The 22461-nt window shown below is 61.6% G+C and carries 17 protein-coding genes; 9 read left to right on the top strand and 8 right to left on the bottom strand.

The genetic code is table 11. The annotated features are described in order from the left end of the window. From EC912_RS14400 to EC912_RS14385, 4 genes are all read right to left on the bottom strand, one after another. Nucleotides 1-5106, bottom strand: a 5106-nt coding sequence (locus EC912_RS14400; RefSeq protein WP_165973613.1) for a type I polyketide synthase, incomplete at its 3' end; no start/stop codon positions are given. A 125-nt stretch (nt 5107-5231) separates the two neighbouring features. Further along, nucleotides 5232-8576, bottom strand: a complete 3345-nt coding sequence (gene fabD / locus EC912_RS14395) for an ACP S-malonyltransferase (protein WP_132145235.1) — start codon at nt 8574-8576, stop codon at nt 5232-5234. 243 nt (nt 8577-8819) lie between these two features. After that, nucleotides 8820-9041, bottom strand: coding sequence for an MbtH family protein (locus EC912_RS14390; protein ID WP_132145233.1), 222 nt, complete (start codon nt 9039-9041; stop codon nt 8820-8822). A gap of 541 nt (nt 9042-9582) precedes the next feature. Further along, complete coding sequence (locus EC912_RS14385) at nt 9583-10797, bottom strand: MFS transporter (RefSeq protein ID WP_207906856.1); 1215 nt, start codon at nt 10795-10797, stop codon at nt 9583-9585. A 222-nt stretch (nt 10798-11019) separates the two neighbouring features. On the opposite strand from EC912_RS14385, the gene EC912_RS14380 reads away from it, so the two are divergent. From EC912_RS14380 to EC912_RS14340, 9 genes are all read left to right on the top strand, one after another. Then, nucleotides 11020-12279, top strand: a complete 1260-nt coding sequence (locus tag EC912_RS14380) for a c-type cytochrome (protein ID WP_132145231.1) — start codon at nt 11020-11022, stop codon at nt 12277-12279. Beyond that, nucleotides 12276-12737 (top strand): (2Fe-2S)-binding protein, encoded by a 462-nt coding sequence (locus EC912_RS14375; RefSeq protein WP_132145229.1) that lies wholly within the window; start codon nt 12276-12278, stop codon nt 12735-12737. The genes EC912_RS14380 and EC912_RS14375 overlap by 4 nt, the downstream gene beginning before the upstream one ends. Continuing rightward, entirely contained in the window at nt 12734-14974 is a 2241-nt protein-coding gene (locus EC912_RS14370; RefSeq protein ID WP_132145227.1) for a xanthine dehydrogenase family protein molybdopterin-binding subunit, read from the top strand. Before EC912_RS14375 ends, EC912_RS14370 begins: the two co-directional genes overlap by 4 nt. A 45-nt stretch (nt 14975-15019) precedes the next feature. Continuing rightward, the gene (locus EC912_RS14365; protein WP_132145225.1) at nt 15020-16162 is read left to right on the top strand and encodes an FAD binding domain-containing protein; all 1143 of its coding nucleotides are present in this window, start codon (nt 15020-15022) and stop codon (nt 16160-16162) included. A gap of 136 nt (nt 16163-16298) precedes the next feature. After that, on the top strand, nt 16299-16985 hold the full coding sequence (locus tag EC912_RS14360; protein ID WP_132145223.1) for a helix-turn-helix transcriptional regulator: 687 nt from the start codon (nt 16299-16301) through the stop codon (nt 16983-16985). A 77-nt stretch (nt 16986-17062) separates the two neighbouring features. Beyond that, entirely contained in the window at nt 17063-17383 is a 321-nt protein-coding gene (locus tag EC912_RS14355; RefSeq protein WP_165973611.1) for a GNAT family N-acetyltransferase, read from the top strand. A 48-nt stretch (nt 17384-17431) separates the two neighbouring features. Continuing rightward, complete coding sequence (locus EC912_RS14350; RefSeq protein ID WP_132145219.1) at nt 17432-17722, top strand: DUF1427 family protein; 291 nt, start codon at nt 17432-17434, stop codon at nt 17720-17722. Further along, on the top strand, nt 17706-19139 hold the full coding sequence (locus EC912_RS14345; RefSeq protein ID WP_207906855.1) for an alginate export family protein: 1434 nt from the start codon (nt 17706-17708) through the stop codon (nt 19137-19139). The genes EC912_RS14350 and EC912_RS14345 overlap by 17 nt, the downstream gene beginning before the upstream one ends. Before the next feature lie 92 nt (nt 19140-19231). Then, on the top strand, nt 19232-19870 hold the full coding sequence (locus EC912_RS14340; RefSeq protein WP_132145215.1) for a response regulator: 639 nt from the start codon (nt 19232-19234) through the stop codon (nt 19868-19870). A 19-nt stretch (nt 19871-19889) separates the two neighbouring features. Here the strand turns inward: EC912_RS14340 and EC912_RS14335 are convergent, their stop codons facing one another. The 4 genes from EC912_RS14335 to EC912_RS19540 are packed head-to-tail and all read right to left on the bottom strand — an operon-like array spanning nt 19890 to nt 22424. Then, complete coding sequence (locus EC912_RS14335) at nt 19890-20870, bottom strand: MBL fold metallo-hydrolase (protein ID WP_132145213.1); 981 nt, start codon at nt 20868-20870, stop codon at nt 19890-19892. Continuing rightward, entirely contained in the window at nt 20870-21640 is a 771-nt protein-coding gene (locus EC912_RS14330) for an alpha/beta hydrolase (protein WP_132145211.1), read from the bottom strand. Before EC912_RS14330 ends, EC912_RS14335 begins: the two co-directional genes overlap by 1 nt. A gap of 26 nt (nt 21641-21666) precedes the next feature. Continuing rightward, entirely contained in the window at nt 21667-22116 is a 450-nt protein-coding gene (locus EC912_RS19545; protein ID WP_207906854.1) for an MBL fold metallo-hydrolase, read from the bottom strand. Next, the gene (locus EC912_RS19540; protein WP_207906853.1) at nt 22113-22424 is read right to left on the bottom strand and encodes a hypothetical protein; all 312 of its coding nucleotides are present in this window, start codon (nt 22422-22424) and stop codon (nt 22113-22115) included. The genes EC912_RS19545 and EC912_RS19540 overlap by 4 nt, the downstream gene beginning before the upstream one ends. Between the last annotated feature and the right edge of the window lie 37 nt (nt 22425-22461).

The following is a 22461-nucleotide window of genomic DNA, read 5'->3' as shown; positions in this document are numbered from 1 at the left end:
CAGACTCTGGCAAGCGAGGTGGATCGCCGTCAGCGACGACGAGCACATGGTGTCCAGCGCCATGCTCGGACCGTTGAAATTGCAGAAATACGAAACCCGGTTCGCGATCGATGCCGGGCTGTTGAACACCGCGAGATTGCGGCCCCTTGCCTGCTCCTGCGCGCCGTACAGCTGATACTCCTCGTACATCACACCGACGAACACGCCGACGCTGCCTTCCTGTCCCGCACCGGCATGTTGGGTGACACTGTCTCTGGTGTAGCCCGCGTCTTCCAGCGTGGCGTGCACGCATTCGAGGAACAATCGTTCCTGCGGGTCCATCAACTCCGCTTCGCGCGGCGAGATATTGAAGAACAGCGGATCGAACTGATCGACACCGTCGATGAAACCGCCCCACTTGCTGTAGGTCTTGCCGGGTTTGGTGCGGTCTTCGTCGTAGTAGAGCTTATAGTCCCAACGCTCGGACGGAATCTCGGTGATGCTGTCCTTGCCCTGGCTCAGGTTGGCCCAGAATTGTTCGAGGTTGCCTGCCTGCGGGTAGCGCCCGGCCACGCCAATGATGGCGATCTCACCGACATCGCTGGTTGTCGTAGCCGGGTTGAAGCGCGCCTCATCCTGGAAACCGCGCTGGTGCATGCCAAAGCGGGGGCGGCGCGTCGCTATCGTGCTGGCGATTGGTGTTTTTTCTTCGCGCGGCGACGTCGCTTGCGGGGCATCGTGCGAAGTTTCGCCCAGCACCTCGCTCAATCGCGTGCGGTGATTCTGCAGAAAATGACCGGCCAGCGCGGCAATCGTCTGGTACTCGAAAAGCAGTGTCTTGGAAAGCGGGCCGAATACTTGTTCCAGCGTTCGGGTCAGGTCCATCACCAGGATGGAGTCGATGCCGTAAGCCTCCATCTGGACACGTGCATCGATGCTGTGAGCGGGCCGTTTGAGCGTGCTCGACAACAGCCGGACGAAATAGCGTACGGCTTTCTCCTGCAGCTCGTCGGACGGTGCATTCGACGCTGCGGCCGCCGGCGCGACAGGCTTCGCCGCAACGGATAGCCCGGACATGAAACGACGTATCGCACCTTCGACCACCAGCACCTGCGGCAGGCCACTCGATAGCGCTTGTTCCAGCGCGGCACAGCCGCTGGCACTGCGCAGTGGAATTAACCCGGTCTGCTCCGTCATGCTCTGGCGCGTGGCGGCATCGACCTGCATGCCGCCTTCGTCCCACAGCGGCCAGTTCACCGACAGCGTGCGTCCGTGACGTTCCCCGCGCTCTACCAGTTCGGCACGGTGGTGAGCAAAAGCGTCCATGAAGGCATTCGCTGCCGCGTAGTCGGCCTGTCCCACGTTACCGAGCGCACCCGACGTGGATGAAAAGCAGACGAAGCAGTCGAGTGCCAGGTCGCGGCTGGCCTCGTCGAGGTGGAGGGTACCGGCCACTTTGGCGCGCAGTACCTCGTGCAATTCCTCACGGGTCTTCCTGATGATGAAGCTGTCGCGCAGGACCCCCGCACTGTGGACGATGCCGTGCAGGCCGCCGAAGGTTTCGGTAAGTCCGTGCACCAACTGCGTCACGGCGTCGCGATCGCCCACGTCCAGCTGGCGGTATTGCGCCGTCGCGCCCAGCGCTTCGAGTTCGGCGAGTGCGGCCTGCGTTGCATCCGTCAGCGGTGAACGCCCGGTCAGGATCAACGTGACGCCCCTGGCCTGACGCGCGATGTCGCGAGCGAAGATCAGGCCCAGACCACCCGCGCCTCCGGTGATCAGGTACACACCTTGCGCCTTCCACGGCGACACGGCATCCGGTGTCGACAGACGTTCGGCCCAACCGCCGATCTGGCGTTCGCCGTCGACGTAACGCACTTGTTGCGCGTTGCCGTCACGGTTTTCCAGCAACGCCTGCACGATGTCCTGACCGCTTTCGATGCTGATGACCTGACCGACGATGCGCGGATTTTCCATCTGCGCCGTGCGCAGCATGCCGCCCAGACCCGCCATGGTCTGGCCGATCCCCTGCGCCGGTACGACCACCTGAATCAGATGCTGCCCCGACTGGCTTCCCAGCGACTGGATATGCTCCAGCAAGGCGCCGGCGGCGGATTCGTAACACTGCGCCAACGGGCCGTCTGCGCCGATTTCGATGCACGTCGCGCCGGGCAGCCTCGATTGCAGGTCGGACGAAGTTACGCCACCGCACAACATGATGAGATGTCGCGCGTAGTGGGAGGCACCGGCAGCGATAGCCGGCTGCTCTGACCAGTCGAGGTGCAGCAGCGCTGTCCGTACCGACTCTTCGGATCCGGCATGGATCGATGCGCGCGCGCAAAATTCCCCGAGGCGTACACATACCAATCCGGCTTCGTCGCACAGATCGATATCGAATTTCTGCAGCGCATCGCCCGCGGCATTACCGGCGCTGCGGCGTATCACGGCCCACATACTCGCGGCGCATGGAGCCATGACGTCCAGCGATCCGAGTGCGAAGGGAAGCATCAGTGCAGCGTCATCCCATCCGCCTGCGTCGTCGGCCTGAAAAGCGATCGTCGCCTGCAGTGCCGCATCGAGCACACTGGGGTGAAGGACATAACCTTCCTGCAGCGATTTCACCGAATCCGGCAGCGTTATCCGCGCCAGGGCCAGGGCCTGTCCGACGAACAGTTCGCTCAAACCACGATGGCCAGGCCCATAGTTCAGGCCCATGCGGTCGAACGCGTCATAACATGCCGCCGCGGTCCTGTGGACTCGCGCACACTGCTGACGTAGCGCGGCGAGGTCGTGCGTCACTGCTGCGCTTTCAAGGGCGGTAACCACCGAACCCTGGCTATACACCACGGCCTCGTCGCCATCGGTGGCGTCATAAAGTTCAAAACTGAATTCGCCGTTGCCTTCCGGAAACAGCGCGATATGCATGTCCTTTGGCCCGGACCCGACCACGATGGGCCGTAGCCACACGACGTCTTTCAAACGCTGCTGCCCCGTACCTGCGACGGCGTGTCCCGCCGCACACCGGGCCATTTCCAGCTGCGCCGCGCCCGGCAACGTGCGTTCGCCCTGCACGACGTGGTCGGCAAGGAAGAATTCCTTCCCGGTAAAGCGACTGCTGAAACGCAGTCCGGAGACGTTCGACGTATTGCGATGCACGAGCGGGTGGATGGCCGCCTCCGACGACGATATCGACGTTTGCGCCGGCTTTGCCTCTACCCAGTGTTTTTCCCTGACGAACGGATAAGTCGGAAGCGCGATACGGCGACGCTTGCCGGTGTCGTGCAGGATCGTCCAGTCGAACGCGTGTCCTTCGACCCACTTTGCCGCTATTGCCGGAAGGTCCCCACGAGTAAGCAGCGCGATCAGGGAGCTGTCGCTTACCGCCTCGTCCCCGGCAAGCGCGGGCACTTCGGCCGACAATTGCCCGGTAAAGACATCGTCCGATCCGGACGATTGCGCCAGCCAGTCTTCCAGGTGCGTTTGCAGCGTTTCGAAGGAATCGACCACCAGCGCCATACGCGCGGCCATGGCCTGCCGTCCCACTTGCAGCGTATAGGCCAGGTCGGCCAGCCCGGCGAGACGGACTTCGGACGATGCCACAGCGGCGAGCAGTCGATGCACGCGCTCGCGCAGTACGGGCATGGTCCTGGCCGACAGTACGACCAGCACGGGCGGTTGCTCCGCTACAGCGCTGTTCTCGCCTGATGCGGCGCCCTCGGGCTCGAGATACTCCTCGACAATGACGTGGGAATTCACACCGCCAAAGCCAAAGGAACTGATGCCGGCGCGACGAGGAATGGCCTGTCCGTTGTCGGCGATCAAGGCCGGCCACGGCTGCGCCGTGTCGACGATAAAGAACGGGCTGCCATCCAGCGTGATGCGCGGATTGAGCTTCTGGTAATGCACCAGTGGCGGGAAGGCCCGGTGTTTCATGCACAGGATCGTCTTGATCACCCCGGCCAGGCCGGCGACCGATTCCAGATGGCCGATGTTGGTCTTGACGCTGCCGATACCGCAGGAATGCTCGTTCAATACTTCCCCGCGATCCGTCGCGATGCGGGAGAACGCCATTTTCAGGCCTTCTACTTCGATCGGGTCGCCCTTGGGCGTGCCTGTCCCGTGTGCTTCGACATAGCCGATGGTGCCGACGGGCACGCTTGCCTGACGCAACGCTTCGGCGATCACGTTCGATTGTGCGGACGATCCGGGATAAGTCACTGTCCGCGCGCGACCGCCATGATTCATGGCCGTGCCGCGCAGTACGGCGACAATCCTGTCTTTATCGCGGATGGCTTTGTCGAGCGGCTTGATCAGAACCATGGCCGCGCCTTCGCCCCGCACGTATCCATTGGCACGCTCGTCGAAGCTTTTGCAGCTGCCGTCCGGCGACAACATGCCGGTCTTGGAAAACGAAATGAAATGAGTCGGGCTGCATAGCACGCTTACTCCGCCAACCAGCGCATGGTCGCATTCGCCGCGACGAATCGCGTGCGCGGCTTTGTGCAGCGCGACCAGCGAGCTTGAGCACGCGGTATCGATCGGCATGCTCGGGCCGTGCAAATTCAGGAAATACGAGATGCGATTCGGGATGAGAGCGGTATGCGTTCCGGTGGAGACGTGCCCCTCGATCGCATCGAGCGCATTACCCAGATGATCCTTGTAGTCGAAATTGAACACGCCGATATAGACGCCCGTGCGGCTGCCACTGAAGACCGCAGGGTCGTAGCCCGCGTCTTCGATGCATGACCATGCCTGCTCCAGCATGATCCGCTGCTGCGGGTCCATGACCTCGGCTTCGCGCGCGGACACACCGAAGAAATCGGAATCGAAGAACTCCACGCCATCGACAAACCCGCCCCACTTACTGATGGACTTGTTCTTTTCCCGCACATCGGTCGAATAGAAAGCGTCCTTGTCCCATCTGTTTTCCGGAATCTCGCTTACGCTGGATAGGCCGTTGCACAGGTTCTCCCAGAACTGGTCGTAGTTTTCGGCACCGGGAAAACGGCAAGACATGCCGATGATGGCGATATCCCCGCCGTCGCCACGATCGACAATACGTCCCTCCCCTTCCTTGTCCGTAGATGGCGATTGGCTATCCTGGGGCGGAATCTGACCGACATTCATGATCGTGCCTATCCTGTGGTGTTTGCTTTCGGATGCTGCTTCCGTCAACCCGATTGGCCGGGTTGAAACGGCGGGCTCCCTCGCCCGGGCGACGCCAATCGGGTCACCCATTCCCCATCGATGCTTCAGCTACTGAGAAAGCGGGCAAAGGACCGCGTCAGATGTTCCGCTGTCGCATCCATGATCTTGATTGCAATGTGATCCACGTGCCGCTTGGTCCATTGCTCAAGTTCCGTCCCTTTTACCCATTGATTGAACGAGCCCAATGCCGGCCCTGTCTGGATCTGATAGTTCACGCGGTCGTCGCCCTTCCCTTCCATGGCAATGCGGGTGCAGTAGGCGAAGTACCAGCGAAACACCAGTGCCATCTTGTGTTTCGCATTTGCGTCGGCCTTGACGATTTCGTGGTCCAGATTTACCGACCTGAAATAACTTGCCGTCTCGTTCCAGATTTCATCGAACGTCTTCTTGAAGAACGTGCTTTCCAGCTGATGCCGGGTACGCGCCGGTATATCGTCCAGGCTGTCGTAGTGGCGATATAGCGAAAGCAGCTTGTTCGCCCGCGCCGGGAAGAAGACGGACTTCTTCATCACCTGAACCTGCGCGCCAATTTCGAACATGTCCCCCGCCGGCGCATATTCGGTGTCCTGAATGTCCATTTCCTGAAGCATCGACTTCCCGTCCGGACTCATGCCCGCTTCCACGGTGCATTGGTTGATCGAGCCCGTCGCGACGAAATCGGCGCCGAGCAGGAATGCCGCGGCCGCAGCTTCCGGGCCACCGATGCCGCCCGCCAGTCCCATGCAAATGGGCTCCATGTAGCGATGCGTCCGCTGCATATCGTCACGGAGTCGCAGCAAAGGTGGCAGCATCACCGCCACGATGCCGCCATCGGTATGACCGCCGGAGTCGGCTTCGACGCAGATATCGTGACTGACGGGAATGCTTTGCGACCATTCCGCCTGCTGCGGCGTTATCTGGTGGCGCTCCAGCAACTTTTCCACGATCGCGAGTGGCGGCGGACTCATGAATGCCTTTGCCACTTCCGGACGGGATACCTTCGCTACGATGCGATGGTCGCAAACGATCTCGTTACGCGTATTCGTACGCAGACCCTGCAAGCGAAACTTGACCAGGGCGGGCGTCATTTGCATGAAGGCCGCGGCCTCGATGTTCCTGATCCCATACTTGAGATAGAGATCGACCACCGCTTCTTCTTGAGAGGGGTATTCATAGTTCGCCAACAGGTTCATGCCGTACGGCTGGCCCGCATTCAACTCGGCCTGTATGCGAACGATGTTCGCCTCGATCTTTTGCAGCGAAAGCCCGCCCGCGCCGAAGAAGCTCAGAAAGCCCGCCTTACCCATCCTTACGACCAGCTCGGTGGAGGCGACGCCGCGATACATCGCTCCGGCCATATAGGCGTACTTCAAGCCAAACCGGCGCTGGAACACCTCGCTGCCAAGCGATGTTGCGTTTACCAGAATCGGCGCGGCGCGCTGGTCTGTTTCGCGAGCCACTTCGACTGCGCGTGCATTCGATGCCCGCTCGTCCGCCACGCTACCCATGTCGGGATCGTTCACGGGTTGGGCATCCGACATATCGTCTAATATCGGTGTTTCCGTGGTTCGTATCTCGTGCACCATTTTCGAAAGTACGCTTCCTCCGATCTCATGGAACTCGACATCGCCTTTCCCCATCACATAGCGAATCGAGTCCACCCACTGCACCGACGTCGCGATCTGACTGGCCAGCGTCTCGGCAATGCGAGCCGGGTCGTAAGGGCGGGCGGTAGCATTGGCGATCACCGTGACTTCCGGTGCCGAAAACGAGAATTGCTGCAGGAAACCGGCGAATTCCGCTTGCGCCGACCGCATGTGGCGGGAATGGAATGCCGCGCTGACATTCAACGTCACGCAGCGTAGATTCATTCGCGAAAATAGCTCGGATGCCGCAGTGAGTGCGTCTTTATCGCCGGCGATAACCGTTTGCGCAGGGGTATTGAAGTTGGCGATATCGATCTGTCCCAGGTCATGCCCATCGAGCATCGCCCTGATTTCCGTGGCCGACGTGCCGAGCACGGCCGCCATCCCGCCGCCGCTGGCCATACCCATCAGCTCTCCCCGTTTTTTAACGAGGCGAAGCCCCGTTTCAAAAGAGAACACCCCAGCCGCCAGCAAGGCGTTGTACTCACCGAGACTGTGGCCTGCAAAGAAATCCGGCGGCGGACCGGCTTCGTTAGCGGCGTCCAGTTCTCGCTGCCGGAAGTAATGCAGGGCGTTGACGACAAACAGCGCAGGCTGGGTGTACTGCGTCTGCGACAGGAGCCCTTGCCTGTCGTTCAGACACAGATCTTCCAGCGAGTACCCGAGAATGTCGGATGCTTTCCTGACCTGTTCCGGAAAGAGTGGAAAGAGGTCCTTGCCCATTCCCCTGAACTGGGAGCCCTGGCCGGGGAAGATGATTGCCTTCATTTTGCGTGACTCCGGGATGCGCCTGTTCTGTACCTGCCCGTCTCGATGCGCCGTCAATTCGGTCAACCGGTCCATGTCGCCGCCGAATGGCGACATCACATGGTGAACCCGGGATTTCGAATCGACCGGTAGTCCGTACTTCAGGAACGTCGCCATCGTTCCACCCGGGCTGACATCGATATAGCGATAGCTGTCCTGCGATTCGATCAGGTCAAGGGTTTGCGAGAAAAAAATGGGATCGCGCACGACCGACCAGAAATAACCGGCGGGCAACGTGTGCAATACCGTGCCGGTAGCGCAACAGATGACGGGAACATTGCCTTGCCGGAATGCCAGCGTTTGCAGGAATGCCTGATATGGCTTTCTGGCGGTATCGATCCAGCGCGAATGAAATGCGAAGCTGACCGGAAGCCGCTGGAACGCCATGCCATGCCCGCGAAGACCGGCTTCAACCGCTGCGACGTTCCGTTCCGGTAACGAGATCACCGAGTGCGTCGAAAAATTGCGCGCCCCGAGTTCGCAAAGCGCAAGCAATTCCGGTGTGAGATAGCGCTCCGGTTCGCCCATGACCGCGATCATGCAACCAGGCTCGCCATGTTCTTCCAGCGCGATCGCCTGCTCGATCACTGCGAGTAACGCGGCATCCGGGTCGATGCAACCCGCCACCGCGGCAGCGGCAAATGCGCCCAGGCTCGCGCCCAGGACCATATCGACCCGCACGCCATGGTCGATCAGCGACTTCGCCAATGCATATTCCACCATGAAGATGGCACAGTGACTGTGCAAAAGACGGTTGAGCGGAATATCCCTGGTATTGCGTTCCGCAAACAGCACGCCCAGTACCGATTCGCCGCAACGTTCGCGCATCACGCGATCCGCGTGCTGCATGGTGGTGCGAAAGCCCTTATCGCGATCAAAAAGCTCCCGGCCCATCTGAAAATGATGGGAGCCCTGTCCTGAAAAAAGAAGTATGGTTTTCACAAGCGACGCACCCATCCTGGGCCATAGTTCCGCCTCGAAATCACACCATCCACCAAGGTCTGGGTGAGTGGGCGAATTTGAAATTCATGGCAGACCGCGCAACCACTCCCCCCCTGGGGCGCGCGGACAAACTGGAACATGGCGTCCGAAAGTAAAGACAAACGAACAGCAGACGCTCATCTGGCATGTCACTACCCAGGATAGGATGCAGTTTTTATATTTCACTTAGCCCCTCGCGACGAACCGCTCGCGATGAAGCTAACTTGACTGCATGGACTCCATCCGCGCGCGAAGTGAAAGTGGACGCATGTCGGTCCATACCTCGCTGACGAATTCAAGGCAGAATTCTTTCGAGCCTTGTTTTCCGGCCTTCGTCCAACCCTGCGGCAACGCCTTAATCACCGGCCAGATCGAATACTGACCTTCCTGGTTGACGACCACTTCGTACATCGCTTCTGACGAACTCGAACTGGTAGACATGCACGCTCCTTTGCTAAAGAAAGACGCAATCGCCTTTACCGCGCGATTGACGTATCACTACCTGGAAACGATGGCTTGCACAGGGGTTTGGGTATCGACCAGCCAATCGGAAAGATTGGGTAATCGGGGCGATCTGAAGCTGCCGCGTTCGCATTGTTCCGCCGGAATATCGGCGTGTCGGCAGGAAGGCCCGGGTCGTCCCCATTACGCATCAGCTTGACCCCTTGAGTCCGTTCAAAAGATTGCATGGAGCAGGCCCATGCCACCGAATTCCCTGTCCTCATATTCTTCGAAGAATACGGGCCGCTTTGCAAGCGGCATGATCTTGCGATTAATCGCAAGAACTTGTATTTGATTTAAGTTGATTAATTGCGCGCCCGAGACTCTGCAATTTGCGTACTGGATCACGCTCGTAACGAATTTACATGGCTATTGTTACCAGTTATGTCGATTAATTCGCCGGGCAGCTCGGTTCATTCTTCTGGATGACACTCGGCATAATTTCGATACCTGTCGCTAATCCATTATCGGATTGGCAGCGTTACGCGATCGCCTCTCTCTGCCCTGCCCGCGACGTCTTCCAGAAAATCAGGAAAGCGATCAGCGGTAGCGCACTGCCCGCCAACGCAACCCAGAGCCAGCCACCCTTCTCGTAAAGCATGCTTGCAGCGGCGGAGCCGATGGCTCCGCCGATAAAGATGCTGCTCATGTAGAGCGCATTGAGGCGTCCCCGGCTCGCCGCGTCCAGCGCATAGACGGCGCGCTGTCCAAGCACCATGTTCATCTGCACGGCGAAGTCCAGGGCGACAGCGGTGACCGCCAGACCGATCACGCTATAAGCCGGGTGGATCAGCGACGGCAGAAAACTGACCGCACCCATGAGCATCGCCAGCATCGATGCCCTGTGCGTGTGGCCCGCATCGGCAAGACGACCGCTGATCGGCGCAGCGATGGCACCTACCGCACCGACCAGTGCGAACAGCGCGATCTGGCTCTGGCTCAGACCGTGTTCGCGCATGAGCGCCAGTGGCGCGGCCGTCCAGAACAGGCTGAACGCGGCGAACATCAATCCCTGATACAACGCTCGCTGACGCAGTACCGGCTCGCGGCGGAACAGCTCTTCCAGCGACCGGATCAGCCGCCAGTACGTGGCGCTGTGCGTGGGCATGCGTCGAGGGATGGTCACGGCGACAAGGATCAGGATCGCAAGCATCAACACCGATGCGCCCATGAATACCGCGCGCCAGCCCAGGTGATCGGCGACCAGGCTAGATACCGGGCGTGCGAGCAAAATGCCCAGGAGCAAGCCGCCCATGACGGTGCCAACGACCCTTCCCCGTGCTGCCTCCGGTGCCAGATGGGCGGCCAGCGGAATCATCATCTGTACCGATACGGAGCTCACGCCGATAAGCGCGGACATAAGAAGGAAAGTGCCTGGCGACTTGCTCAACCCCGCCAACGCCAGGCTCACGGCCGTCACCGCGATCGTCGCCATCATCAGTCGGCGATTCTCGAAGATATCCGCCAGCGGGACGAGGAAGAACAGACCGACCGCGTAGCCAATCTGCGTCAGCGACACGATCAGGCTGGTACTTCCGGGGGACATGCCCAACTCGGGCGCGATGACGCCGATGATCGGTTGCGCGTAATAGATATTGGCCACGATCGCGCCACAGCAGAATGCGAATAGTGCGATCAGGCTGCGAGCCATAACGGGAGGCGCCGCTCCGGCGGTTCGTTCGGATTGCACTTTCATATCGGATATCCAGGTTGATGTGTACCGCCGGGTCCACGAGGGACACCGCGTTTCGGATAGTGTCGTGACTTCGGCATGAGAAGGCTTGGCGGTTTGAACGGTCCATGGAACGCTTGTATCCCGCCCGTATGGCTGCGCGTGGCGTGGGTTACTTTTGTTCTATATGCGGGCGAAATCGCGCGATAGCTTATTCAAGGTCAAATGAGCGCGCGAGCGAACCCGATGAAACGCCGTACCGTTCTGCTTGCAGCATCGGGCGTCCTGTGTGCGGTCGCGTTCGCGATCATGTGGCGTCCTTCGCTGCGCGAAACCACGGGAACGCCCATTCCCGCGGATGCCGCGACGATCGCTCGCGGTGCGCGGGTTGTCGCGCAGGGGGATTGTATCGTCTGCCATACCGCTCGCGAAGGAACATCGTACGCGGGCGGGTACGGACTGAAGACGCCGTTCGGAACGATCTACTCCACCAACATCACCCCCGATGCCGCGACCGGCATCGGCAGGTGGTCTGTCGATGCCTTCCGGCGAGCGTTGCGGCACGGCGTGTCCCGCGACGGCCATTTCCTTTATCCCGCATTTCCCTATGTGCACTACACGCGCATGGCGGATGCGGATATCGACGATGCGTATGCCTTCCTCATGAGCCGCAGACCGGTCGATGCCCCGCCACGAAAGAATGAACTGCCCCTACTGTTCCGGCTCCGCCCTTCCCTTGCATTCTGGAACCTGCTGTTCCTGAAGTCCGGTGCCGTACCGGCCGGAAGGGGCGTCGTCGAACGCGGGCGTTATCTCGCCGAAGGCGCGGGACATTGCGCCTCGTGCCACACGCCACTCGACTTCATCGGAGGCGAGGAGCACGGCAAGCCGTACGACGGCGCTACTGTCGATGGCTGGGATGCCCCGCCACTGAACAGGCTGGACAGCGCAACGCGTCCCTGGACGCAAGGCCAGCTGGTCGACTATCTCAGTACCGGCGTAGCCAGCGAACATGGAGCGGCAGCGGGCCCCATGCGTCCCGTTGTCGATAATCTGAGCAAACTGCCGCGTGCCGATGTCGAGGCGATCGCAAGCTATGTGCTGTCGCTGCAGAAACCGCGTGGCGTGCGCAACGACACGCCAGTCAATCCCTCTATGCCCGCTGGGTACGCCGAGGGAGCTTCGCTTTTCGCAGGTGGTTGCGCGGGATGTCACGAACCGTCGGCCCCCATGATGGCGATGGAAGGCCGGCCGTCGCTCGATATGGCGACGTCGATCCACGCGGACACTCCGCGCAATGCCATTCAGACCATCGTTAACGGCATCGGCTTGCCGGACGAGCCTGGAGTTTCGGTCTATATGCCGTCATTCGACGACGCGCTGAGCAACAGGGACATCGCGAATCTCCTAGTTTACCTGCGTGTGCGATTCGGCAAGAAGGAACCATGGCGAGCCACGAACAAGATTATCGAAGAGGTCGGAAAGGACGGGAGCGCACCACCATGATCGAGCTGAGGGTCAACGGCGTACTGCACCAGGTCGAAGCCGGTCCGGAAACGCCGCTCCTATATGTGTTGCGTAACGACTTGCGCATGAATGGTGCGAAATTCGGCTGCGGAATGGGCCAGTGCGGCGCATGTACGGTGATCGTGCAAGGGAAACCCGTGTTCTCCTGCGTTACGCCGCTGTCGTCGATCGGCGCGCGCGAAGTCGTGACCATCGAAGGTCTCGGCACGCTTGCGCACCCGTCGCCACTGCAGGCTTCGTTCATCGCGCACCAGGCAGCGCAGTGCGGTTACTGCATTTCGGGAATGATCATGCGTGCGCAGGCCTTGCTTGCGGCCAACCCGCATCCGGACGAGGCCACCATCCGCGAACACATGGAACCGAACCTCTGCCGTTGCGGCACACACATGCGCATTCTTGCGGCTATTCGCGTCGTGGCGGCGGGAGAACACGCATGACCCGCCACGACGATCGCGTCGATATCTCCCGCCGTGCATTCATCGTCAACGGTGCGCTGGTAGTCGCTTTCGCGACCATGGCGCCTGCGCGCCTGCTGGCTCAGAAGGTGGACACCCTCGGCACGGTCATCCTGGCGCCCAATCTGCCCGGCAGCCTGAAATCCAATCCGTTCCTCGACGCATGGATAAAGATCGACGACAGCGGGATAACCGTGTGTACGGGCAAGGTCGAGCTGGGTACGGGCGTCAGGACAGCCATGCTCCAGATAGCCGCCGAGCAACTCTCCGTCCGGCCCGCATTGATTACGCTGGTTACCGCCGATACCGCCCGCACGCCCGACGAGGGTTACACAGCGGGTAGTCACAGCATGGCCGATGGCGGTACCGCTCTATTCAACGCGGCCGCCCAGGTGAGGTTTCTGTTGCTGACGGCGGCATCCTCGCGCCTCGGCGTACCCGTATCCCGACTCACCGCCAAAGACGGGGAGATTCGCGCCGACGATGGCAGGAAAGTCACCTACGCCGAGGCCGTGAAGGATATCCAGTTGCATCGGCAGGCCGATGCAACATCGCCTGCCGTGGATCCGAAGACATTCACCCTTATCGGTACCTCTCTTCCTCGCGTGGACATTCCGGGAAAGGTGACTGGCGGAGCCGCGTATGTTCAGGACATGCGCCTGCCCGGCATGCTGCATGCCCGCGTCGTGCGCCCACCACTGCCGGGAGCCCGGCTGAAGCAGCTGGACGTAACCGCCGTCGAAAAGCTTCCGGGCGTAGTACGCGTCGTCGTCGATGGCGACTTCATCGGCGTGCTCGCGGACGACGAATGGCGCGCCATCGTCGCGGCACGCGCACTCACCCGTGCCGCTGGCTGGACGGCTGCTCCGGCACTTCCCGGCTACGCCGGCATCCATGCGGCGCTACGCACGTTGCCGGCGAAGGTGTATCCCACGGCCAGCCGCTCGACAGCGCCCGTCTCGACGAAGCCAGCGTTCACCTGCACGCATACGAAACAGTACGTGCAGCACGGATCGATCGGACCCTCGTGCGCCGTCGCCCAGCTTGCCGATGGCACGATGACGGTCTGGACGCATACGCAGGGCGTCTATCCCCTGCGCGGTGGACTGGCTGAAATGCTCGGGGTGCCGCTAGACAAGGTGCATTGCATTCACGTGGAAGGATCCGGTTGCTACGGACACAACGGCGCCGACGATGTAGCGGCCGATGCGGCCCTGCTCGCACGCGCGGTTCCCGGACAGCCCGTGCGAGTGCAATGGATGAGGGATCAGGAGCAATTGTGGGAACCCTACGGTCCGGCCATGGCGACCGATCTGAAGGCGACGCTGGATGACGCCGGCAATCTCCGCGACTGGAACTTCGCGCTGTGGAGTACGCCGCACAACGAACGCATCGTGAATGCCGGACGCCTCGCACCGGCTACTTTGCTGGCAAAGCCCTTCGTGTCCGCGCCACCGGTACCGATCCCCAATCCCGAGGGCGATGCGGATCGCAACGCGGTTCCGCCTTACCGCATACCGAATCTCGACGTGACGATGAACTTCGTTCCCGAGATGCCCTTCCGGACGTCCGCCATGCGCTCGCTGGGCGCGCACATCAATGTGGTATCGATCGAAACCACCGTCGACGAACTCGCCCGCTCCGTCGGGCAAGATCCCGTGGACTTCCGTATTCGCCATCTGGACGATCCCCGCGCCGTGGAAGTCATCCGGACCGCGGCCCGAGAATTCGGCTGGCCATACCGGGGTACCGACGATCGCAAGGCGGCCGGTTTCGCGTTTTCGCGCTACAAGAACATCATGGGTTACTTCGCCATTGCGGTGGAGGTGGCATACGATCCGGACACGAACGCCGTACGGCTGCTGCGTGCCGTGGCCGCCATCGACTGCGGACAGATCGTAAACCCCGATGGCGCCCGCAACCAGATCGAAGGCGGCATTCTGCAATCGACGAGCTGGACCCTGTACGAAGCGGTCGACTTCGACGAAATACAGGTACACAGCAACGACTGGTCGGGCTATCCCATCATGCGGTTCTCGCAGGTGCCCGACGAAGTCAGCGTGCATATCGTCGATCGACCCGGCCTGCCGTTCCTTGGCGCGGCGGAGATCGCCCAGGGACCGACCGCCGCCGCAGTGACCATAGCGCTGTCGCGCGTGATGGGAAGCCCTCTTCGCGATCTTCCGCTGATGCGACACGCTCCCTTCGGCCGGACCTGATCCCGCGCCTTACCCAGAAAATCAACTTAACGAAGAGGACTCGGCATGGCATTGCGCATCGGCATCGTTGGCGGATCGATGGGAGGTCTTTTCGCGGCCGCACTGCTGCGTGCCGACGGACACGACGTGCGTATTTTCGAGCGGTCCGGATCCGGTCTCGAGGGACGGGGCGCGGGGCTCGTGGGACAGCGGGAGGTTTTCGCGATCCTCAGGCTAGTCGGCTGCGAACATGTCTCGAAGGTCGGCGTGCTCGCACGCGAACGGATCACTCTCGATCGCACCGGATCCATTGCACATCGGGACGCGACGCCACAGATGCAGATCTCCTGGGACTATCTCTACCGCGCTTTCCGCGATCGTGTTCCGGCCGATGCCTACCGGACCGATACGCGCGTAACAGGCGTGGAGAACGGCACCTCCGGTGCGGCGCTCGTCTTCGCGACGGGCGAACGCGAGGCATTCGACCTGGTCATCGGCGCGGACGGTGTCGGTTCGGTGGTGCGCGACGCCATGGGCACGGCAGACCATCTGAGCCGCTATGCAGGCTATGTCGCATGGCGGGGTCTTCTCCCCGAAACGCAGCTGCCAGCTGACGCGGCCGATACGCTGCTGGAACGTTTCGCGTTTTATCACATGCACGGATCGCACATCCTGGGCTATCTGGTGGCCGGACCGCACGGAGAAATGGACGTCGGGCGTCGCCGCTACAACTGGGTCTGGTATCGCCAGGCGGCGACGAAGGACGGCCTGGATCGATGGCTTACCGACGCGACTGGCAAACTGCATCGATTTTCGCTCGCACCGGGCGATATCGCGGCTCCGGTGCATGCCGAACTTCTGGCCGACGCGGAAGCGTTGCTGCCCCACCCATTCGCCCTTGCCGTCGCGGCGGAACCCAGGCCCTTCGTGCAAGCCATCTTCGACTACGAGACGCCGCGCATGACGAAAGATCGCGTCGCGCTGCTCGGCGACGCCGCCTTCGTGGTGCGGCCACATACCGCGATGGGCGTGGCCAAGGCGGCCGGCGACGCGATGGCACTGGCAACGGCGCTTCGTGAATTTCCGATCGAGACCGCGCTGGCGGTTTACGACAAGGATCGCTCCGTCGTTGGACGGCGTATCGCGGCCTATGGCCGTGAACTTGGCGCGCCGCTTACCCCGCAGGAAATGGGGAATGACCGGCAATGACATTTGCCGGGGCGATCGGCGATTCGCTTCGCGAATCAACCCCCCAATCAGGGGAGACAGATAGCTCCGCACAGGGGATGGCCTCCGGGTGACGAGAGATTAGCCTTTCTCTCAGCGAATCGGTACGGAGCGCATCATGGCCTCGAGAGCCTTCTTCACTCAGGCGGGCGATCCCGCATGGCGCCCTGCAAACAGTCCTTCGTCAGGGGTGGTTGTCGCCATCCATCCGGTGGGCAATGCGACGCCCGGACATGAGTCCTCCGGGCCCCAGGCGGATGCCCTGCATGGCCTTCTGTCGGACGCGTTATCGGCGCTGGCTGTCTACGACGACGAGAACAGCCGCCAGTGTGCGCATCACCTGAAGCTGGCCCTGCGTGCGCACCTGCAACGGAACGGTGCACCCGCCGCGCGGCCACCAAGGCCACGCAGCGGCCTGAGCAAGGTGCAGGCCACTGCGGCTTTGGCACTGATCATGGAGCGCCTGGATAGCAACATCACGACACAGGAACTGTCGAACGCCTGTCGGTTGTCGCGCGGCCATTTTTCCCGTGCGTTCAAGTTGACGTTCGGATCGACGCCGCACAGATTCCTTGTCGCCAGACGCATAGAACTGGCTTGCCAACTATTGTCGGAATCGCAGGATGCGCTTGCGGACGTCGCGCTCCGGTGCGGTTTCAACGACCAGCCCCACTTTACCCGCGTGTTCAAAAGCATGACCGGTCTCACGCCGCACGCATGGCGACTGGCGGCATGTCAGGGCGAGGCTGGTCGTCTTTTCCCGGTGCACGCAGACGCAACGCGATTGCATTCTTCAATAGTTTGATCGCCCGGATCGTTAGTCTTCCTCAGACTAGGCGAATCCTTCGTAGCGCAGCGTTTTACGAACGACAAGGCAACCCGATGAGCGGCCCTATCGTTATCACCCATGACGACGAGAACCGCTGCTTTCTTGCCGTGGTAGACGGCGTCGAGGCATTCACCCGGTACGCCTTCGCCGAGGGCGTCGCGACGTTTATCCGTACCTACATCCCCGATGCCTTCCGTGGTCGGGGCATCGCAACCCAGCTGATCAGGGTGTCGCTGACACAGGCGCGCGAAGCCGGTTGGCGGGTAACGCCCGAGTGTCCGATGGTCGCCACCTATATGAAGGAGCACCCGGAAACGCAGGACCTCCTCACGCCGGCGGGGCTGCGCCTTCTTGGTCTGAAGATCGACCGATAACAAATATGCGACGGCCACTGGCCGTCGCCTGAAAACAGGAAGGGTCCCATGAAGATTTACCTGATATCCCTCGCCGTCGGACTGCTGGTCGGCATCATTTACGGTCTCCTCAACGTGCGCTCCCCTGCACCGCCGGTCATCGCCCTCATCGGTCTGCTGGGCATTCTCCTGGGCGAACAGATTCCTCCGCTGGCCCGGCACTACCTGAGCGGGCAGTCGCCGGTGGCTGGCTGGATGCGTCAGCAGGTACGTCCGCACGTGTTTGGCGAACTGCCGCGCGGAAACCCCCGTCGCAGCAGCGATGCACTTGCCGACAACAACGATGCCGGTTCCCGCTGACAAACAGCCGGTGGCGCTGAAACGGCTGGCGGCCTCGACCCTGGCTGGCCTCGTCCTTGCCACGGCATCGTTACCCGCGTCCGCGCAAACGGCATCGGCCGGACCCGCACGTCCGGCGATCATGAGCAATCGCTGGCAGGAAGACTGGTCGGTGCTCGCCGATCCGCAGGTGCCACGGCAGGCGGGAGACAGTCTCAAGTACATCTCTCTCAGCGATACCGACCCGCAGTCGTATCTTTCGCTGGGCGCGACAATACGCGAGCGCTTCGAGTACAACGCGTCGCCGTCGTTCGGTACGACCGCACGCGGTGCCGACGGATGGCTGATCGATCGCAAGCAGGTGCATGTGGACTTTCGTCCGAACGAGCACTGGCAATGGTTTACGCAGTTGGAAGATGCGCGCACCGTCGACAAGGCTTTGCCGGGTCCGGCGGATCACGATCGTCTGGATGTCGAACAGGCGTTTATCGCCTATGTCGCCGACCTGGGCCCCGGCGAGCTCAAACTCCGGCTGGGTCGTCAGGAAATGAGCTTCGATCTGCAGCGCTTCGTATCCGCGCGCGACGGCCCGAACGTTCGCCAGGCTTTCGATGCGTTGTGGGGCAACTACACCATCGGTCCCTGGCGGCTCATCGGCTTCTGGAGCCATCCCGTCCAGTACCGCGACGAACATACATTCGACGATTACTCGAATCGCCGGTTCCAGTACGGCGGTCTGCGTGTCGAACGGCAGCTGAAGAATGCCGGAGAACTATCGGCCTTCTACTCGCGATGGCTGCTCGACGATGCGTCGTATCTGGATGCGAAAGGTCGCGAGCGCCGGAACATTTACGACGTTCGCTATGCCGGCAAGGTGGGTAAGGTCGACTGGGATCTGGAGTCCATGCTGCAGAACGGCAGCGTCGGATCCGATTCCGTTCATGCGTGGGCCATAGGCGCCCGTGGCGGTTACTCGATCGATGGTCCCTGGACACCGCGACTGGGACTGCAGGCCGATGCGGCATCGGGCGATCGCCATCCGCACGACGGCGAACTGAATACGTTCAATCCGCTGTTTCCCAACGGCTACTACTTCAACCTGGGCGGTTACACGGGTTACACGAATCTCATTCACGTTAAACCGTCCGTGACGGTCAAGCCGCGCGCCGGCCTGACCATCATGGCCGCCGTCGGCTTCCTGTGGCGCATGACCACCGCGGATGCGGTCTATGTCCAACCCAACATCCCCGTAGCGCGTACAGCCGGCGAACCTGGCCGCTACACGGGCGCGTATGGTCAGCTGCGCATCGACTGGCTTGCGCGTGCCGACCTCACTCTGGCGCTGGAAGCCGTGCACTACCGGATCGGTCCCGCGCTCGAGCGCGCCGGTGGACACGACAGCAATTACCTGGGCGTGGAGTTCAAGTATTCGTGGTAACCGGCAGGTGTTCATGATCGACGACGGGCCTGATGTATCCTGATCGCGCGGCCGATTTGCGCCGCGCGATCGGGTTGCCGGTAGACCTTGCCATGAACGATCCCGCACCTTCGCAACGGCGCATCCGGGTTCTGTCCGTCGACGACCATCCCTTGCTCAGTGCCGGTATCGCGGCACTAATTGAGTTGCATGACGATATGGAAGTGGTGGGCCAGGCATCGACCGGCGCCGAGGGTATCGACCTGTTCCGGAGCCTGATGCCGGATATCACGTTGATGGACCTGCGCATGCCCGACCTGGGCGGCGCGGAAGTGATCGCCGCTATCCGCGGGGAGTTTCCCGCCGCGCGTATTGTCGTCCTGACCACTTATCGTGGCGATGCGCATGCGCGGCGGGCCCTTCTGGCCGGTGCCAGCGGTTACCTCCTCAAGAGCGCGCTGCGCGAAGAACTGATCGACACCATCCGCTCCGTGCACCAGGGACAGCATCGCATTTCGTCCGAGGTCGCCCAGGATATCGCCGAGCACCTCGGTGACGATCTTCTGTCGCCACGCGAGGTGGACGTGCTACGCGGCGTATCCAGCGGGCTGTCGAACAAGGTCATTGCGCGACAGCTCCGGATCTCGGACCAGACGGTGAAAGATCATATGGCCCGCATCATGAGCAAGCTGTCGGCAAGCAATCGTACCCACGCGATCACCATCGCCCTCAGTCGCGGCATCATCGGCTAGGCCTTACGAATCACGGGAATCACGGCCCGGCAGCTCGGTTCTCCGACCACGCCACGGGTGCCCACACATTGCCGCCGGACGTCGACTCGACGTGTCCGATGCCCGGAAACGGAAGATGCGCGCCCGCCACCCAGTAGCCCTTGCGGGCAGCGTCCGCATATGCCGCTGTGCGAGCCGAACGAGCTGCCGGCTGGTCCGAATCGAAAGCGATGGTGATCGCGGGAGCCGCGAACTGGACGTCGGCGACATGCACGAGGTCACCCCAGAACAGCATCGTCTTACCCTGGCTTTCGACCCGATAGGACACATGCCCCGGCGTGTGTCCGGGCGAGGCCACGGCGGTGATGCCCGGCTCGAGCACGGCGGCGCCCGAGAACGTCTTGAAACGCCCGGCGTCGATATACGGCTTGAGAGCCGCAGCCGCCCCGACGAAACCCGACCTCACCGACTCGGGTGCTTTGTCCTTATTTGCCGGATTCAGCCAGTAGTCCGCCTCGGCTTTGCTCACGCGTACCGTCGCATTCGGGAAGCTGGGCTTGCCGTTGTTCAGCAGGCCGCCCACGTGGTCGACATGTAAATGGGTGATGAGTACTTCATCGACCTGTTCGGGCTGGTAACCGGCTGCCCGAAGGTTATCGAGCACCTTGCCCAGCGTCGGACCGAGCAATTCCGCGCTTCCCGTATCGATCAGGATCAACTTCGAACCCGTGTTGACCAGGAACGCGTTCACGGTCGTTTCGACCGCCGTTCCGTCGTGCGCACGCGCCAGCAGGGTTGCCATGCGCTTCGGGTCCGGCGCGACAAGCAGTTTGTCGGTTGGCAGGTCGAAGGTGCCATCGGACAGCGCAATGATCTCGTCGTTGCCGAGCATCATGCGATAGAAGCCCGGGGCCTGCCTCTGCATCATGGGGGCCGTCGCGTATACGGGTGCCGCGGAAGCGGCGAATGCCAATGCAACCAGTGCGCAAAGGGTACGGCGGGAAATATGGAGGCTTTTCATCACGGATTCTCACTCACGGTCTTCACGGTATCTTCGATGACGGCGGCCACTTCCTTCGGATGCGAAAGCAACGAAACATGGCTCGATGCCAGCACCGTCGTCTTTGCTTTCATCAGCTTCGCACTGTCGCGCTCCATCTGCGGATTGATCACGCGATCGTCGGCGGACACGACGTACCAGGTGGGCTTTGCTTTCCACGCTGCCTTGGTCACCTTGTCGCCGAAGGTGCTTGCCGCGAGTGCACCCTGCGTGACGGCCATCACCTGCGACTCGCTCTTCGGCAGGTCGGGAGCGAAGTTGTCCCGCACGCCGTCCGCCGTCTGGTAAAGGAAGCCGTGCCCGTCGTCGCGGATGGTCGCGAGTGCTGGCGTCTTGGGATAGCTGTTGACCAGCTCGCCGGCGCTCTGGCCGTCGTTGTTCGCGAACGCGGCCACGTAGACCAGGGCGGTAACGCGTGGATCGCTGCCCGCTTCGGTGATAACGGTACCGGCCCAGCTATGGCCGACCAGCACGATCTTACCTTTGGCGGAAGCCATCGTCCGCTGTGTCGCGGCCACGTCGTCGGCGAGCGACGTCAACGGGTTCTGTACCACGAGTACGTCGATGCCCTTGGCCTGAAGCAGCGGGATAACCTTGTTCCAGCTCGATCCGTCCGCCCAGGCACCGTGTACGAGTACGACGGTTACATCGCTTTTGGCTGGTGCGGCTCCGGACGTCGTTGCCGTCAGCATGCCGGCGGCCAGGGCCGTCGCAAGAATGAAGTTCTTCATAAATTCTCTTGATGTGTATGGAAAAATCAGGGAGTGCGGGTGTAGTTGATCGGTACCCAGACGAACCCGTTGGAGGACTGGCGCAGATGACCCAGGCCAGGGAAGGAAATGTGCGCGGCGGCGATCCAGTAGCCCTGCCGCGCCGCGTCGGCGAAGACCTTTTCGCGTTCCGTGGCCGCCACCGCGTCGTCGCTGTCGTAGCGGATGGATGCCTCGGGATGGGCAAGCTGGACCGCGGCTACATGCACGATGTCGCCCCAGGCCATCAGCTTCTCGCCATTGCTGGTCACGACATACGTGGTGTGTCCCGGCGTGTGACCCGGCGTGGCCATAGCATGTATGCCGGGAACGATCTCGCCATCGGTATCGAACGTTTTGAGTTTCCCCTGCGCGATGTACGGTCGCAACGAATCCATCGCTCCGGTAAACATCGACAACAGGATGCCGGGCACCCTGCTCTCGTTGGCCGGACTCAACCAGAACTCCGCATCGGCCTTAGAAACGCATTGATCGAACCATCAACCGGCGACGAAAGATGGTCCTGCGCCAGAAGGCTGTCCACCTGCTGCCGCGAAACGTCGATCAACAGGGCATCCGCCTGAAAGGGATGGGTGCCGTCCAGCAACGCGGTGATTTCGAGGTCGCCGAGCATCATGCGATAAAAGCCCGGCCCTTGCGTGCGAACCTGCGCGGCTTGCACGGGGGCCGGTGCCGCCGAAAGATTCAGGCTCAGACAGGACAGTGGCAGCGAAAGCAGAACGAGAAGATGTTTGAGACATTTCATCGGACACCCGAATCGAAGCGCCTCCGCACGATACGAA

The sequence above is a fragment of the Luteibacter rhizovicinus genome (genome assembly GCF_004342265.1).
In the GTDB taxonomy this organism is placed as follows: domain Bacteria; phylum Pseudomonadota; class Gammaproteobacteria; order Xanthomonadales; family Rhodanobacteraceae; genus Luteibacter; species Luteibacter rhizovicinus_B.
This window is presented reverse-complemented; position numbering and strand designations above follow the sequence as displayed.

Bases quoted from the DNA above. Each gene is read 5' to 3' on its own strand.
- fabD (WP_132145235.1), bottom strand. From the start codon at position 8,576: ATGGGTGCGTCGCTTGTGAAAACCATACTTCTTTTTTCAGGACAGGGC.
- EC912_RS14390 (WP_132145233.1), bottom strand. From the start codon at position 9,041: ATGTCTACCAGTTCGAGTTCGTCAGAAGCGATGTACGAAGTGGTCGTC.
- EC912_RS14385 (WP_207906856.1), bottom strand. From the start codon at position 10,797: ATGAAAGTGCAATCCGAACGAACCGCCGGAGCGGCGCCTCCCGTTATG.
- EC912_RS14380 (WP_132145231.1), top strand. From the start codon at position 11,020: ATGAAACGCCGTACCGTTCTGCTTGCAGCATCGGGCGTCCTGTGTGCG.
- EC912_RS14375 (WP_132145229.1), top strand. From the start codon at position 12,276: ATGATCGAGCTGAGGGTCAACGGCGTACTGCACCAGGTCGAAGCCGGT.
- EC912_RS14370 (WP_132145227.1), top strand. From the start codon at position 12,734: ATGACCCGCCACGACGATCGCGTCGATATCTCCCGCCGTGCATTCATC.
- EC912_RS14365 (WP_132145225.1), top strand. From the start codon at position 15,020: ATGGCATTGCGCATCGGCATCGTTGGCGGATCGATGGGAGGTCTTTTC.
- EC912_RS14360 (WP_132145223.1), top strand. From the start codon at position 16,299: ATGGCCTCGAGAGCCTTCTTCACTCAGGCGGGCGATCCCGCATGGCGC.
- EC912_RS14355 (WP_165973611.1), top strand. From the start codon at position 17,063: ATGAGCGGCCCTATCGTTATCACCCATGACGACGAGAACCGCTGCTTT.
- EC912_RS14350 (WP_132145219.1), top strand. From the start codon at position 17,432: ATGAAGATTTACCTGATATCCCTCGCCGTCGGACTGCTGGTCGGCATC.
- EC912_RS14345 (WP_207906855.1), top strand. From the start codon at position 17,706: ATGCCGGTTCCCGCTGACAAACAGCCGGTGGCGCTGAAACGGCTGGCG.
- EC912_RS14340 (WP_132145215.1), top strand. From the start codon at position 19,232: ATGAACGATCCCGCACCTTCGCAACGGCGCATCCGGGTTCTGTCCGTC.
- EC912_RS14335 (WP_132145213.1), bottom strand. From the start codon at position 20,870: ATGAAAAGCCTCCATATTTCCCGCCGTACCCTTTGCGCACTGGTTGCA.
- EC912_RS14330 (WP_132145211.1), bottom strand. From the start codon at position 21,640: ATGAAGAACTTCATTCTTGCGACGGCCCTGGCCGCCGGCATGCTGACG.
- EC912_RS19540 (WP_207906853.1), bottom strand. From the start codon at position 22,424: ATGAAATGTCTCAAACATCTTCTCGTTCTGCTTTCGCTGCCACTGTCC.